Annotated in this window: 12 protein-coding genes; 11 read left to right on the plus strand and 1 reads right to left on the minus strand. The window is 69.9% G+C overall.

Annotated features, from left to right (window positions below):
- Positions 1–14 precede the first annotated feature (14 nt).
- The 7 genes from GZ67_RS0111570 (at position 15) to GZ67_RS0111600 (ending at position 8,328) form a co-directional block, all read left to right on the plus strand.
- On the plus strand, positions 15–1,109 hold the full coding sequence (locus GZ67_RS0111570) for a dipeptidase (RefSeq protein WP_029261652.1): 1,095 nt from the start codon (positions 15–17) through the stop codon (positions 1,107–1,109).
- On the plus strand, positions 1,106–1,819 hold the full coding sequence (locus tag GZ67_RS0111575; protein ID WP_029261653.1) for a type 1 glutamine amidotransferase: 714 nt from the start codon (positions 1,106–1,108) through the stop codon (positions 1,817–1,819). The genes GZ67_RS0111570 and GZ67_RS0111575 overlap by 4 nt, the downstream gene beginning before the upstream one ends.
- Entirely contained in the window at positions 1,816–3,336 is a 1,521-nt protein-coding gene (locus GZ67_RS0111580) for a serine hydrolase domain-containing protein (RefSeq protein ID WP_051662501.1), read from the plus strand. The genes GZ67_RS0111575 and GZ67_RS0111580 overlap by 4 nt, the downstream gene beginning before the upstream one ends.
- Positions 3,337–3,430: 94 nt before the next feature.
- The gene (locus tag GZ67_RS0111585) at positions 3,431–5,044 is read left to right on the plus strand and encodes an ABC transporter substrate-binding protein (protein ID WP_029261655.1); all 1,614 of its coding nucleotides are present in this window, start codon (positions 3,431–3,433) and stop codon (positions 5,042–5,044) included.
- A 28-nt stretch (positions 5,045–5,072) separates the two neighbouring features.
- Positions 5,073–6,017 carry an ABC transporter permease gene (locus GZ67_RS0111590; protein WP_231481784.1) on the plus strand — a complete coding sequence of 315 codons (945 nt, stop codon included), beginning with the start codon at positions 5,073–5,075 and terminating at the stop codon, positions 6,015–6,017.
- Positions 6,014–6,826, plus strand: a complete 813-nt coding sequence (locus tag GZ67_RS0111595; protein WP_029261657.1) for an ABC transporter permease — start codon at positions 6,014–6,016, stop codon at positions 6,824–6,826. The genes GZ67_RS0111590 and GZ67_RS0111595 overlap by 4 nt, the downstream gene beginning before the upstream one ends.
- Positions 6,823–8,328, plus strand: coding sequence for an ATP-binding cassette domain-containing protein (locus tag GZ67_RS0111600; protein WP_029261658.1), 1,506 nt, complete (start codon positions 6,823–6,825; stop codon positions 8,326–8,328). Before GZ67_RS0111595 ends, GZ67_RS0111600 begins: the two co-directional genes overlap by 4 nt.
- Here GZ67_RS0111600 and GZ67_RS0111605 read toward each other — a convergent pair.
- Positions 8,318–8,968, minus strand: coding sequence for a pentapeptide repeat-containing protein (locus tag GZ67_RS0111605; RefSeq protein WP_029261659.1), 651 nt, complete (start codon positions 8,966–8,968; stop codon positions 8,318–8,320). The two genes, GZ67_RS0111600 and GZ67_RS0111605, sit on opposite strands and share 11 nt — an antisense overlap.
- A 178-nt stretch (positions 8,969–9,146) precedes the next feature.
- Here GZ67_RS0111605 and GZ67_RS0111610 point away from each other — a divergent pair, with 178 nt between their 5' ends.
- The 4 genes from GZ67_RS0111610 (at position 9,147) to GZ67_RS0111625 (ending at position 15,444) form a co-directional block, all read left to right on the plus strand.
- Complete coding sequence (locus GZ67_RS0111610) at positions 9,147–9,887, plus strand: endonuclease domain-containing protein (protein ID WP_231481785.1); 741 nt, start codon at positions 9,147–9,149, stop codon at positions 9,885–9,887.
- Between the two features lie 417 nt (positions 9,888–10,304).
- Positions 10,305–13,685 carry an isoleucine--tRNA ligase gene (ileS, locus tag GZ67_RS0111615; RefSeq protein WP_029261661.1) on the plus strand — a complete coding sequence of 1,127 codons (3,381 nt, stop codon included), beginning with the start codon at positions 10,305–10,307 and terminating at the stop codon, positions 13,683–13,685.
- Positions 13,682–15,034, plus strand: a complete 1,353-nt coding sequence (locus GZ67_RS0111620; protein ID WP_029261662.1) for a bifunctional folylpolyglutamate synthase/dihydrofolate synthase — start codon at positions 13,682–13,684, stop codon at positions 15,032–15,034. Before ileS ends, GZ67_RS0111620 begins: the two co-directional genes overlap by 4 nt.
- Positions 15,022–15,444, plus strand: coding sequence for a DUF4233 domain-containing protein (locus GZ67_RS0111625; protein WP_029261663.1), 423 nt, complete (start codon positions 15,022–15,024; stop codon positions 15,442–15,444). Before GZ67_RS0111620 ends, GZ67_RS0111625 begins: the two co-directional genes overlap by 13 nt.

A 15,444-nucleotide genomic window follows, 5' to 3' on the forward strand; every position in this document is an offset into this window, starting at 1 on the left:
GAGGTGCACAGCGGATGCTCGACAGTGTGATCGACGGACACAACGACCTGGCGTGGGCGAGCAGGACCCTGCTCGGGTACGGGGTGGAGGAACTCGCGGACGGCGTGCCGTCGACGCAGACCGACCTTCCCCGGCTCGCGATCGGCGGGGTGGCCGGACAGTTCTGGTCGGTATGGGTCGATCCGGTGCTGCAGGGCGCCGAGCAGGTCGTCGGAACGCTGGAGCAGATCGACTTCGTACACCGTCTGGTCGACGCGCACCCCGAGCGCCTCGCCTTCGCGCGGACCGCAGCGGATGTGCGCCAGGCGATGGCGGAAGGGCGGATCGCCTCGCTCATCGGCATCGAAGGCGGCAGCCAGCTCGGCGGTTCGCTCGCGGTGCTGCGCCAGTACGCCCGTCTGGGGGCGCGGTACATGACGCTCACCTGGTCGCGGACGACCACCTGGGCCGACTCCGCGACCGACGACGCGCATCACGGCGGTCTCAGTGCGTGGGGCCGCGAGGTCGTGCGCGAGATGAACCGCATCGGGGTCCTCGTCGATCTCTCCCACGTGGCCCCGACGACGATGCGTCACGCCCTCGAGGAGACCACCCGCCCCGTGATGGTGAGCCACTCCGGTGCTCTCGCCCTCTGCGATCACCCGCGCAACGTCCCCGACGACGTGCTCGCCGCGATCGGTGCCCAGGGCGGAGTGGTGATGGTCGCTTTCGTACCCACGTTCGTCTCGCAGGCCCGCCGCGACTGGTGGGAGGCCGGAGGCGAGGGCGAGGCGCCGGCCGTGAGCGTCCGCGACGTCGCCGATCACCTCGACCACATCCGACGGGTCGCGGGACCACACGCCGTCGGCATCGGCGCGGACTATGACGGCACCGATGCGATGCCGGACGGGCTCGCCGACGTCTCCGGCTACCCGGTGCTGTTCGCAGAGCTGCGAGCGCGGGGATGGTCGGAGGCCGAACTCGCCGGCCTCGCGCACGAGAACGTGCTCCGGGTCCTGGAGGCCTCCGATCGCGATCACGAGTCCTTCCTGGCAGGGCGGGCCGCACCGCCCGCGACCGCCGCGCTGGTGCCCGCCGTCGATGTGTCGACGCGGGAGGGAGCGCTGTGAGCCCGCGCGTGCTCGTCGTCGTCAACTCCGCGAGCTCCGGACCGCGGCGCCTCGGGGCCTGGCTCGTCGACCGCGGCATCGCGGTCGACGCCGTGGTCGCAGCGGAGGAGGAGCTCCCCGCCACTCTCGACGGCTACGCCGGACTGGTGCTCCTCGGCGGCGGCCTGATGCCGGACGAGGACGACCGTGCGCCCTGGCTCGCGGTCGAGCGCGCGCTCGCCGCCGAGGCCATCGACCACGACCTCCCGACGCTCGGCATCTGCCTGGGCGCGCAGGTGCTCGCGCACGTGGCCGGAGGAGAGGTGAAGGCGAAGACCGGCCCCGTCGAGCGCGGGGCGACGCCCATCCGTCCGACCCCGTCCGGCCGGGAGGACGCGGTGATCGCGACGCTCGGCGACGGTGCCCCGATGATCGAGAACCACCAGGACATGATCACCCGTCTGCCGCCGCGGGCGGTGCTGCTCGCATCCAGCGAAGCCATCGAGATTCAGGCCTTCCGGCTGGGGCGGCACGTCCGCGGCGTGCAGTTCCACCCCGAGGCCTCGGCTGCCGATCTCGCCCGCTGGGACGATGCCGCCTTGCGCGGAGAAGGACGATCCTTGGCGCGCCTGATCGCCGCCGCCGAGGAGGTCGACGCGCACAACACCGAGGTCAGCCGTGCGATCGTCGAGGCGTTCGCGGACGAGATCCTGGTCGGAGGGCGCGGGTGAACGCGGCGGCCGCTCCGCTCGCGACGACGACGGTGGACCGCGCCCTCCGGCGCGGGCTGGACGAGAGGGCGCGTCGGACCGCCCCCGCATCGATCGTCGCCGTGTGCGAGCGCGGGGAGGTGCGGGGTGTCCGCGCCCACGGACATCCGCGCGCCGACGCCGCGACGACGAGTCGGGACACCGTGTTCCGGATCGCATCGATGTCGAAGAGCTTTCTCGCCGCGACGGCACTCGCCCTGCGCGACAGCGGCGCCCTCGATCTCCATGCCCCGATCACCGAGTATCTCCCCGCCGTGCGCGCCAGGCACCGGGGCGCGGATGCCCTGCTCACCGGAGACCTGCTGCTCTCCAACCGGTCGGGGCTCGGCGAGGACAACGCCTGGGTCGACCGCCACCTGGGCGACTCCCGAGCGGAGATCGCTGCGCTGTTCTCCGAGGGGATGCTGCTCTCCGCCGCGCCCGGAACCACGTACCAGTACTCCAATCTCGGGCAGTCGCTGGTCGGCGCGGCGGTCGAGGCCGTCACCGGACGAGCCGTCGAGGACGTGGTGCGGGAGACACTGCTCGAGCCACTGGGACTGACGAGCACCGCCCATTCGGCGGACGGCTACGCGCACGACACCCTGGCCCGCGGCTTCCGCACCTTCGACGACGGCGCGACCTTCCACCCCGAGCCGTATGTGCGCACCGGCGCCCTCGGCTGCATCGGGAGCATGTTCAGCACCGTGGACGACATCGCCACCTGGATGTGGTTCCTCGGTTCGGCCTTCACCGACGACCCGCTCGCGCCGCACGTGCTCGCGCCCTCCTCGCGGATCGAGATGCAGCAGCCGAGGACACCCATCGACGTGCCATCGGGGATGTTCGACGGACGCGACCTCGCCGGTGCCGGCTACGGGTACGGACTCTTCGTGGAGCAGGACCGGCGGTTCGGCCGTATCGTGCAGCACTCCGGGGGCCTTCCGGGCTTCTCCGCCCACATGCGCTGGCATGCGGCGACCGGCATCGGCGCGGTGGCGTTCGGGAACTCGGACGAGTTCGGTGCACGGCGTGTGGCCGGTGCCGCACTGCAGGACGCGCTCGACGGTGCCGACGCGCCGTCGGCCGTGGTGCGGCCGTGGCCGGAGACCGTGACCGCGGCACGGGCGATCGATGACGCCATCCGAGAGGGCCGATCCGCCGCCGAGTATCCGGGCCTGGCCGATCACGTCCTCGAGGATGTGCCGCCGGGCATCCGTGATTCCCGCCTTGCGGCCCACATCGCCACGATCGGCGGCATGCACCCCGTTCAGAAGCCTTTCGCCGAGCGGGTGATCGCATCCGCCACCGAGGCCGAGCTGCGCTGGCGGATCGCCGGGGAGAGGGCGGACCTGCGCGTGCAAGCGCGCCTGGTGGGTGTGCCCCGGCCTCGCGTGCAGAACCTGGATGTCGCCGTCATCGTCCACGGCGAGACGAGGACGAAGGACGAGATCGTCTCGCCCGCTGACCGCCATCGCATCGTGTTCGACGGGGAGTGAGGAGCCCCGGAGCCGCGGGGGCATGCTTTTCGACCCAGTCCAAGAAATCGCCGTAGAATAGACGCATCCCGCCCCGTCCGTTCTGAGGATCGTCATGCCCGCAAAACCCGTGCGCCGTCTCCTGCCCTTCGCTGCGCTCGCCGCCGCCACCGCCCTGGTACTGAGCGCCTGCGCGGCCCCTGCCTCGGAAGGCGAGGGCGAGGGAGAACTCGTCTGGTCCATCGAGGGCGCGAACCTGTCCGCCGGGCACATGGACCCGCAGATCAGCCAGCTCGACGTGTCGGGCATGGTGCAACGGGCGGTGCTCGACTCGCTCGTCTTCCAGGAGACCGACGGCACATTCACGCCGTGGCTGGCGAAGGAGTGGGAGGTCTCGCCGGACAGCACCGAGTACACCTTCACGCTCCGCGACGACGTGACGTTCACCGACGGCGAGCCCTTCGACGCGGCGGCGGTCAAGGCGAACTTCGACCGCATCGTCGACCCCGCGACGGTTTCGGCGCAGGCGGCGAGCATGCTGGGCGCGGCCTTCTACGAGGGCACCGAGGTCATCGACGACCACACGGTGAAGGTCTCCTTCACCCAGCCGTACGCGCCCTTCCTGCAGGCGGCCAGCACGCCCCAGCTCGGGTTCTACTCGCCGGCAGTGCTCGAGGAGTCAGCCGACAAGCTCAAGGCGGGCGGCCCCGGCATCACCGTCGGCACCGGTCCGTTCGTGCTCACGGAGTACACGCCCGACCAGGAGCTCGTCTACACCCGCAACGACGAGTACGCCTGGGGCCCGCACGACACGAAGGCGCCGAAGTTCGAGACGCTCCGCGTCGAGATCCAGCCCGAGGCCTCCGTACGCACGGGCGTGGTGACCAGCGGCGAGGCCGACCTCGCCAGCAACATCCCGCCGAACCTCGCGCAGGACCTCGGCGACGGCGTCACGGTCGACTCGATCGAGTACCCCGGTCTGCCGTACTCGTTGTACCTCAACGAGAAGTACGGCGCCTTCGCCGACGAGAAGGTGCGTCAGGCTTTCGCCCGCGGCATCGACATCGACGCGGCGGTCGAAGAGATCTACTTCGGACAGTTCCCGCGTGCATGGAGCATCCTCGGGTCGACGACCCCGGGCTACGACTCCTCGCTCGAGGGCAGCTGGCCGTTCGACCAGGACGCCGCGAACGCGCTTCTCGACGAAGCCGGATGGACCGAGCGCGACACCGATGGCATCCGCATGAAGGACGGCGAGCGGCTGTCGGTGCGCTGGATCGCCTGGACGCCGGTGCCCGACGACCGCGCGGCGCTCGCCAACGCGATCCAGTCCGACCTCAAGGGGATCGGCTTCGAGGTGAAGCGCGAGGTGCTCGAACCCGGCGCCTACAACGCGCAGTACGAGCCGAAGACGTTCGACCTCACCGACTGGGGTTTCTCGGGCGTCGACCCCGACCTGCTGCGCAGCCACCTGCACACCGACGGCATCCAGAACGCGTCGCAGGTGAGCGATCCCGAGATCGACGCACTGCTGGAGCAGGCCGTGGCCAGCAGCGACCAGGACGAGCGCGACGAGCTCTACGCGCAGCTGCAGCAGTGGAACGCCGAGCACACCGCCATCGTGCCGCTGTACAGCCCGTCGGCGATCACCGCGGTCGGCGAGCGCGTCGAGGGACTGCAGTACGACCTGTACGGTCGACCGCTGTTCTACGATGTGACCGTCGGCTGAACCGCCGGCTGAGCGGAAGGCGGGGGTGGTGAAGGCTGCTCTCGTCCGCGTCGCCGGCCTCGCTGCATCCGTCGTCATCGTCCTGTGGGGCGCCGCCTCCGTCGCGTTCCTCGCGTTCCGGGTGATCCCCGGTGATCCCGTGTCGGTGATGCTCGGCCCCCAGGCGCAGGTCAGCGAGGCGGTGAAAGACGGGATCCGCGCCGACCTCGGGCTGGATCGGCCGCCGCTCGAGCAGTACGTCGGCTTCATCGGGCAGCTGGCCCGCGGAGACTTGGGCGAGTCGTACCAGCTGCGGTTGCCGGTGTCCGAAGTCATCGGACGCCAGCTCGGCGCGACGGTGCAGCTCTCGGCGCTCGCGCTCCTCATCGCCCTGGTGCTGGCGCTCTCCGTCGCGGTGCTGGTGCGCGGCCAGGTGGCTCGTACCATCGCCGCGGGCATCGAACTGGTCGTGCTGTCGTCACCCGTGTTCTGGATCGGGCTCATCCTGCTCAGCGTCTTCGCCTTCGGCCTGGGCTGGTTCCCCGTCTCGGGGGCGCGGAACCCGGCCACTCTCGTGCTGCCGGCGATCACCCTCGCCCTTCCGGTCGCGGCGTTGCTGAGTCAGGTGCTGCGGGACGGCCTGATGCAGGCGGAGCGGATGCCGTTCGCGGAGACCGTGCGTGCCCGCGGTTCCAGTCCCTCGTGGTTCACGGTGCGTCATGGGCTGCGTCACGGCGCGGCCTCCGCCATCACGCTCGCCGCGTACCTCACGGGTTCCGTGCTCGGTGGTGCCGTGCTCGTCGAGACCGTGTTCGCCCGTCCGGGACTCGGCCGTGTCACGCTGGCCGCGATCAGCGACCGGGACCTTCCGGTCATCACCGGCATCATCCTCCTGAGCGCCCTGGTGTTCGTCGTGGTGAACCTCGTGATCGAACTCGTGCATCCCCTCATCGATCCACGCGTCGGAGCGGCCCGAGCCGGAGGTGTCCGATGAAGCGTGCGCAGCGCGTGCTGCTGTGGGCGGCCGTGGCGATGCTCACCCTGATCGTCTTCGCCGCCGTCTTCCCCGGAATGCTCGCGACTCACGATCCGCTGCAGACCGACGTCCGCTCGGCGCTGCTCCCGCCGAGTGCCGAGCATCTCTTCGGCACCGACCAGAGCGGTCGCGACGTTTACTCGCGTGTCGTCTACGGGGCTGGGCGCTCGCTGGGGATCGGGCTTCTCGCCACGGCGGTCGCGCTGGCGGTCGGCCTCGTCATCGGAGCTCTCGCCGGGGTCGCACCCCGAGCGGTGGACACCACCGTGATGCGGGTCAACGACGTGCTGATGGCGTTTCCCGAGTTCCTCGTCGCTCTCGTCGTGGTCGCGGTGCTGGGGCCGGGGCCGGTGAACATCGCGATCGCGGTCACTCTCGCCGCGGTGCCCGTTTACATCCGGCTCGCTCGCGTGCAGACGCAGACCCTGCGGGTCGCCGAGCACGTCGAAGCCGCGCGCATCCTGGGCGTACCGAGGGTGAAGGCGTTCACGCGTCACGTCGTCCCCGGTGTGCTCGGGGCGCTGAGTGTGCTCGCGACGATCGGCATCGGGTCGAGCATCCTGGCCGCGGCGGGCCTGAGCTTCCTCGGTCTCGGCCCGTCCGAGCCGACGCCCGAATGGGGGCTGATGCTCGCCGGAGGACGCAACGTGCTGGGACAGGCATGGTGGATCGCGGTCTTCCCCGGAATCGCCATCACCCTCACCGTCATCTCGGCGACTGTCCTCGGGCGCATCCTGCGGGCACGCGCAGAAGGGCGGACGTCGTGAGTGCGCTGGAGGTGCGGGGACTGCGGATCGCGTTCGGCGCGGACCCGGTCGTCGACGGTGTCGGGTTCGCGGTGGAGCCGGGGGAGTGCGTCGCGATCGTCGGGGAATCCGGAGCGGGCAAGACACTCACCGCGCGCGCACTCCTCGGGCTCACGCCGTCGGATGCGACGGTGACGGTCGACACGCTCACCGTCGACGGAAGGGATGCGGCGACGCTTTCCGAGCGCGGCTGGCGGGGGCTCCGTGGCGCCGGCATCGGCCTCGTCTCGCAGGACGCCCTGGTCTCGCTCGATCCGCTCCGCCGCATCGGTGCGGAAGTGGCGGAGCCGTTGCGCCTGCACGGTATCGTGCGGGGCCGGGCAGCGCTCGCCGCCCGGGTGCGAGAGCTTCTGCGGCGGGTGTGGATGCCGGATGCGGAGCGTCGCTCCCGGCAGTATGCGCACGAGCTCTCGGGCGGACTCCGACAGCGGGCATTGATCGCCTCCGCGATCGCCGCATCTCCTGTCGTCCTCGTGGCTGATGAGCCGACGACGGCGCTGGACGCCACGGTGCAGGCGCGGATCCTCGGCCTGCTGCGCGATATCACGGACGCCGGGACCGCGCTCGTCTTCATCAGCCACGACTTCGCGGCCGTCCGGCGGCTCGCGGACCGGGTGCTGGTCATGAAGGGCGGGCAGGTGGTCGAGTCCGGCCCGGTGTCCGAGGTGCTGGAGAGCCCGCAGCACGAGTACACGCGTCAGCTGATCGCGGCGACGATCCACGAACCCCGAGCGGGGGTGCGGACGGAGTCGGCGCCGGTGCTGGTCGTGGACGGAGTCTCGAAGAGCTTCGACGCGGTGCCGGCGGTCATCGAGGCGTCGTTCACCGTCATGGCGGGCCGGACGCTCGGCGTCGTGGGGGAGTCCGGATCAGGGAAGACGACCTTGGCGCGGATGATCGTCGGTGTCGAGCAGCCGGACGCCGGCTCGCTGCGCTGGATCGGCGAGCCGCGGGTGCAGCTCGTGCACCAGAACCCACTCGGTGCCTTCGACCCCCGATGGACGATCGGGCGCTCCCTGCGCGAGGGGCTCGAGGCCGCGGGCGTGCCCCGGGGCAGACGGGCCGAGCGGGTCGCCGAGCTGCTGGACGAGGTCGGCCTCGCACCCGAACTCGCCGACCGTCGTCCTCGCGCGCTCTCCGGCGGGCAGCGTCAGCGCGCGGCGATCGCCCGTGCGCTCGCCGCCGACCCCGAGGTGCTCGTCCTCGACGAACCCGTGTCGGCGCTCGACCCCTCGGTCCGCGAACGCGTGCTGCAGCTGCTCGCCCGACTGCAGCAAGAACGGAAACTGACGATGATCCTCGTCTCGCACGACCTCGATGTGGTCGGAGCCGTCGCCGACGAGGTGCTCGTCATGCAGGATGGCCGGATCGTGGAGCAGGGCGCGACCGCCGAGGTGTTCGCGGCGCCGCAGCATCCGTTCACGCGAGAGCTGCGGGAGGCGAGCGGTCCCGTCAGTCCTTGATCTGGATGCCCAGGCCCGCCGCGATCACGGGCGCCAGCTGCTGCACCTGGAACGACGAGAGTGTCGTCCCGCGGAGGCTGTTGGCGTCGAGATAGGTCATCGCATCGAGACCGCGCAGATCGACGTCTGTGGCGCGCATGCCCCGCGGGTCGACCTCGTCGCTGGTCGTGGCGGTGAACCGGACGCGGGTGAGGTCGGCCTGCGGCATGTCGATCGTGCGGATCGCGCAGCCGGAGATCTCGAGGTCGGTCACCTTCGCGGCACCGAGGTTGAGGTAGTCGATCCGTACGTCACGCAGCTCGAGTTCCGAGATGCGTGCCTCGCTGAGGTCGAGGGTGCCGATGCGGCCGCCAGCGATCCGCAGTCGTCGCACACCGGTGTCGCGCATCCGCAGTGAAGCGATGCGTGCCCCGGACATCTCGACGTCGACCACCGTCGCGCCCGTGAGGTCGACGGCTTCGGCATCCGCCGACACGGTGCACTGTTCGAGTGTCGCGTAGGCGAGGTCCACCGTTCCGCTGAGCTCGAGGCTCGCGGCGATGATGTCGGCGCTGCGCGCGGGGGATGCGGGCTCGAACTCCCGGGGCAGATCGGGGTCGCTGATGCGGGGCGGTGCGGGGGACTCTGTCGTGCGGGCCATGCTCCGAGGCTATGGCCTGGCACAGACACCGCCCCGGCCCCGGCCTCGGCACGCAGATTCACACCCGAGTCGCACGCTCCGACTTCCTGCCGGGCGCTGCAGGCTGTCGACTCACAGTCGCCCCGGCGGTATCGTGCGGTCCGGACGCGTCGCTGATCTCGGGTTCGGCAGGACGGCAGTGGAAGCTGCGCTCAGAGCCGGAGCCATCACCCGTCCTCGACGTGGATGGCTCGCCTCGCCCACGGCCGACCCGCTCCTGCTGGGCGCAGCCCGACACGGGGTGGTACTCACCTGTCGGACTCAGGCCGGCCGCCTCGGGCTCTGGGTGCATGACCCGAACGGTGTCCCGCACGTCGCCGTCGGGACGAACTCTGCGAGTCGGCGCGACCTCCGAGCCAAAGTGCACTGGGGAGCACCGGTCATCCCGCGTCACCCTGACGCGTTGGTCGATCCGGTAGAGAACGTGCTGGCGCACATCGCCGAGTGCGAACCGTTTGAGCAGGCGCTCGCCACGTGGGAGTCCGCATTGAACAGATCGCTTGTGAAGATCGAGGACCTGAGGGGCCTTCCCTGGAGACCAGCCGCTCGTCGAGTTCTGGCGACCGCCACGCCCTTCTCGGATGCGGGATTGGAGACGTACCTCCGCGAGCGGCTCCGCTGGCTCCGGGTGCCCGTGCGCGCTCAGATCTGGATCGCAGGTCACCGTGTCGACGCTCTGATCGGCAGCCGCCTCGTCATCCAGATCGACGGTGGGCATCATGTCGGTGCACAGCGCAGTGAAGACATCCGGCATGACGCTGTGTTGAAGCTCGGGGGATACCACGTCATCCGAGTCTCGTACTCTCAGATGATGTTCGAGTGGCCAGCAGTGCAGGACCTGATCATGCGCGCCGTCGCGCAGGGGATGCACGAGGCCTGAGTCGCCGAGACGTGCACGGGGCACGGGGCCTGTCGGTATTCGGAGGCGTCGCTCCCTCGGCCTTTCGTCTTTTGTTCGGCCAATCTCCTCGATTTCGACCGCGGGAAGCGCGAAAGGCCGCGGGAAGCGCGAAAGTCCGCGGAAGCGCAGGACGGCGGGAAGCGCGGGAAGCGCAGGGCGGCCCACCGCGCGGGACCCGCGTACACTGGAGGGACGAGCATCGATCCGGCATCACCGGGGAGCTCTCGGAAGAACGGCGCATCCCCCGGGGTGTGCTCAGTAGAACCGAGCGGGGCAGGCCCGTCACAGCCGCAGTGAGAGTGGTCGCGTCGCAAGGCGTGGCACGCGAGGTGGTACCGCGGTCCGTGAGGGTCGTCCTCGCAGGAGCATCCGCCACGACGACCACTGCGAGACACGATGACTTACCCCCGTTCCTCCTTCGGCCCCGCCGCCGATTCCGTCGCGCCCAGCCCCCGCTTCCCGCAGATCGAGGAGGAGGTGCTCGCGTTCTGGAAGGACGACGACACCTTCCGCGCCTCGATCGAGCAGCGTGAGGGATCGCCGGAGTGGGTGTTCTACGACGGCCCGCCGTTCGCGAACGGCCTGCCGCACTACGGCCACCTCCTCACCGGGTACGCCAAGGACGTGTTCCCGCGCTTCCAGACCATGACCGGCCACAAGGTCGACCGGGTCTTCGGCTGGGACACGCACGGACTTCCCGCCGAGCTCGAGGCGATGAAGCAGCTCGGCATCACCGAGAAGGCCGAGATCGAGGAGATGGGCATCGACGTCTTCAACGCGAAGGCGAAGAGCTCCGTGCTCGCCTACACGCACGAGTGGCAGGACTACGTCACCCGCCAGGCGCGCTGGGTCGACTTCGATCGCGGCTACAAGACGCTCGACCTCGGGTACATGGAGAGCGTGCTCTGGGCGTTCAAGACGCTGTACGACAAGGGCCTCGCCTACGAGGGCTACCGCGTGCTGCCGTACTGCTGGCGTGATGAGACCCCGCTCAGCGCCCACGAGCTGCGCATGGACGACGACGTGTACCAGATGCGTCAGGACCCCTCCGTCACGGTGACCTTCCCGTTGACCGGGGCCAAGGCCGAGTCGCTCGGGCTCACGGGAGTGCGCGCCCTCGCCTGGACGACCACGCCCTGGACCCTGCCGACGAACCTCGCGCTCGCCGTGGGACCGGAGATCGAGTACGTCGTGCTGCCGGCCGGTCCCCTCGGCGCGGCCGACGTGCATCAGGTCGCCGGGACCACGGACGCCGCGATCGAGTCGTCCGCGCATCGCTACCTGCTCGCCCGTGAGCTCGTCGGCGGTTACGCGAAGGACCTCGGATACGAGAGTGCGGAGGAGGCGCTCGCCGCGGTCGACGCCACCGTCCGCGGCGCCGAGCTGCAGGACGTCACCTACGACCGTCTGTTCGACTACTACGCCGACACCGAGACGTACGGCACCGAGAACGCCTGGCGCATCCTGGTCGACGACTACGTCACGGTCAGCGACGGCACCGGCATCGTTCACCAGGCCCCGGCCTACGGTGAGGACGACCAGCGGGTCGCGGGCGCGGCCGGTATCCCCACGATCCTGTCTCTCGACGACGGCGGGAAGTTCCTCCCGAACGTCACCGATGTGGCGGGTCAGCTGTGGATGGACGCGAACACGCCGCTGGTGCGCCTGATCCGCGAGAACGGTCGTCTGATCCGTCTGCAGAGCTACGAGCACTCGTACCCGCACTGCTGGCGCTGCAGGAATCCCCTGATCTACAAGGCCGTGTCGAGCTGGTTCATCCGCGTGACGGACATCAAGGACGACATGCTCGCGAACAACGAGCAGATCACCTGGGTGCCGGAGAACGTGAAGCACGGTCAGTTCGGCAAGTGGCTCGAGGGGGCGCGCGACTGGTCGATCAGCCGCAACCGCTATTGGGGTTCGCCGATCCCGATCTGGAAGAGCGACGACCCGGAGTACCCGCGCGTCGACGCCTACGGCTCGCTGGAGGATCTGGAGCGCGACTTCGGCACGCTGCCGCGCAACCCCGAGGGCGAGATCGACCTGCACCGCCCGTACATCGACGACCTGACGCGCCCGAACCCCGACGACCCCACGGGCAAGAGCACGATGCGACGGATCGAAGACGTCTTCGACGTGTGGTTCGACTCGGGTTCGATGCCCTACGCCCAGGTGCACTACCCGTTCGAGAACCAGGAGTGGTTCGACTCGCACGCGCCGGCGGACTTCATCGTCGAGTACATCGGTCAGACCCGCGGCTGGTTCTACGTCATGCACGTGCTGTCGACGGCGTTGTTCGACCGCCCGGCGTTCACCGGTGTCAGCTGCCACGGCATCGTGCTGGGCAGCGACGGGTACAAGATGTCGAAGTCGCTGCGCAACTACCCGGACGTTTCCGAGGTGCTCGATCGCGACGGCTCCGACGCGATGCGCTGGTTCCTGATGTCGAGCTCCGTGCTGCGCGGCGGCAACCTCGCGGTGACCGAAGAGGGCATCCGCTCCGGCGTCCGCGAGTTCCTGCTGCCGCTGTGGAACTCCTGGTACTTCTTCGCCACCTACGCGAACGCGTCCGGTGTCGACGGCTACGAGGCCGAATGGCGCACGGATTCCACGGATGTGCTCGACCGCTACATCCTGGCTCGCCTCGGTGACCTCGTGCGCGAGGTTCGAGCGGACCTGGAAGGGCTCGATTCGACCACGGCATCGGCGCGCCTGCGCGACTTCGCCGAGGTGCTGACGAACTGGTACATCCGTCGCTCGCGCGACCGCTTCTGGGTCGGTGTCACCGAGGACCCGAAGAGCCGCGAGGCTTTCGACACGCTCTACACCGTGCTCGAGACGCTCACCCGCGTCGCGGCACCGCTCGTGCCGCTGATCAGTGAGCGCGTGTGGCAGGGCCTCACCGGCGGGCGCAGTGTGCACCTGACCGACTGGCCGGATGACACGCAGTTCCCGGCCGCCGACGAGATCCGTGACGCGATGGATGCGGTGCGCGAGCTCTCGAGCGTCGGCAACGCTCTGCGCAAGAAGGAGAAGCTGCGCGTGCGCCTCCCGCTGGCACGTCTGACCGTCGTGTCGCCGCTGGCCGGAACGCTGGGGCAGTTCGAGGACATCCTGCGCGAGGAGCTCAACGTCAAGTCGGTCGAGCTCGTCGCCCTGCAGGACACGACCGCCGTCGAATACGGCATCACGCACCGCCTGAGCGTGAATGCGCGTGCCGCGGGTCCGCGCCTCGGCAAGAACGTGCAGACCGTGATCAAGGCCGCCAAGGCGGGGGACTGGTCCGAGGAGGGAGGGGTCGTCACCGCGGGCGGAATCGCCCTGGAGCCCACCGAGTACGACCTCGCGCTGGAGACCACCGGGCGTCCGGACGGCGAGGCGCTGGCGATCGTTCCCTCGGGCGGGTTCGTGCTGCTCGACACGCAGACCACGCTGCAGCTCGAGGCCGAGGGGCTCGCCCGCGACGCGATCCGCGTGGTCCAGGAGGCGCGGAAGAATGCGGGTCTCGACGTCAGCGACCGCATCGTCCTGGCACTGAACGCGTCGCCCGACGACGCCGCCGCGCTGGAGGCCCATGCGGAGCTGATCGCCGCGGAGACCCTCGCGGTCGCCTTCGCCGTGCAGCCGACCGACGACCTCGAGACCCTGGTCGATGAGGTCACGAGCCCCGGCGACGGCGTCTTCCGCTCGGGAGCGCGTGCGCTCGGTGCGACGAAGGCCCCGGTGATCGTGACGATCGATGCGACTGCGGTCGCGAGCGGAAAGGCCGGAGCATGAGCGAGAGGGAACGAGCGGACGCCGTCTACGAGGCGCTGCTGAGCCGTGCGGGGGAGCGCTGGGTGCAGCCGCGCAAGGAGCGCACCGCGCGCATCCTCGCCTTCCTGGACGACCCGCAGCGCACCTACCGCGTGATCCACATCACGGGCACGAACGGCAAGACCTCGACGGCGCGCATGATCGAGAGCCTGCTGCGCGCGCATGACCTGCGCACAGGTCTGTTCACCAGCCCGCACCTGGAGCGTTTCACGGAGCGCATCATGATCGACGGCGAGCCGATCGCCGACGAGGCGATCGCCGACGCGTGGGATGAGATCGAGCCGTTCGTCGACATCGTGGACGCGGAGTTCGAGGCCGCGGGCGATGCGCCGCTGACCTTCTTCGAGCTGCTGACGGTCCTGGCGTTCGTCGCCGTGGCGGATGCGCCGGTGGATGTGCTGGTGCTCGAGGTCGGCATGGGTGGGGAGTGGGACTCCACGAACACGGCCGACGGCGACGTAGCGGTGTTCGCGCCGATCGACATCGACCACGCGGATCGGCTCGGCGACACGATCGCCGAGATCGCGGAGGTCAAGGCGGGCATCATCAAGGAGGGCGCGGCGGTCGTCTCCGCCCAGCAGCCTCCCGAGGCCGCCGAGGTGCTGCGTCGCGTGGCGGCGGAGCGCAACGCGACCATCGCCTTCGAGGGCGAGGAGTTCGGCATCACGGAGCAGAAGCTCGCCGTCGGCGGCCAGCTGCTCACGATCCGCGGACTCGCGGGGGAGTACGCCGAGGAGTACCTGCCGCTGTACGGAGCCCACCAGGGGCACAATGCGGCACTCGCGGTCGCCGCCGTCGAGTCGCTCATCGGCGGGGCGACCCATGCGATCGCGGGCGACATCATCTCCGATGGACTCCAGGGCACGACCTCTCCGGGGCGGCTGCAGCTGCTCGGAATCGCGCCGACCGTGATCGTCGATGCCGCCCACAATCCGCACGGTGCCACGGCTCTCGCCCAGGCGCTGGACGACAGCTTCGACTTCGACGAGTGGGGCCTCGTGCTCGGTGTGCTCGACGACAAGGACGCCGGAGGCATCGTCGGCCGACTCGCTCCCGCCGTCGCGCACGTTTTCGCCACGGCGCCGGACTCGGATCGCGCGAGCGACGCCGACGCGATCGCCGACCTCGTCGAGCAGGCGGGTCAGCGGGCGACCGTGCATCACTCCCTCTCCGACGCTGCCGACGCGGCGCGCGAGTGGGCGGCCGCATCCGATCGCCGCGCCGTCGTGATCGCCGGCTCGGTCGTGCTCGCCGGTGAGGCGATCGCCCTTGCCGAGGAAGAAGACTGGAAGTCGGGGTGGCGCGCGTGAACGCGGATGCCGCTCCCGCACGCGCGCCTCGCCCGCCGAGGACACTCGTGCAGAAGCTCGCGCCCATCGTGCTCGGGTTCGAGGCGATCGTGGTGTTCCTCGTCGGACTCACGATCTTCGGCCTGCGTCAGCTTCCTGCCGGCATCGAGCAGTGGTGGGGGATCGTCGGCGGTGCAGTCCTCGCGATCGCCTGCATCGCGATCGCCGGAATGATCACGAAGCCCTGGGCCCTCACGGCCGGGTGGGTCGTCCAGGCCATCGTCGCGCTGTCGGCGTTCTTCGTTCCGGCCATCCTGCTCGTCGTCCTGATTTTCGGCGGCATGTGGGCGTATGCGACCATCGGAGGGGCCCGACTGGACGCACGACGCCCCGCCGAGCCCACGACCGAGACTCAGACAGAGAGTGAATGA

This window comes from Microbacterium sp. Cr-K20, assembly GCF_000708325.1.
In the GTDB taxonomy this organism is placed as follows: domain Bacteria; phylum Actinomycetota; class Actinomycetes; order Actinomycetales; family Microbacteriaceae; genus Microbacterium.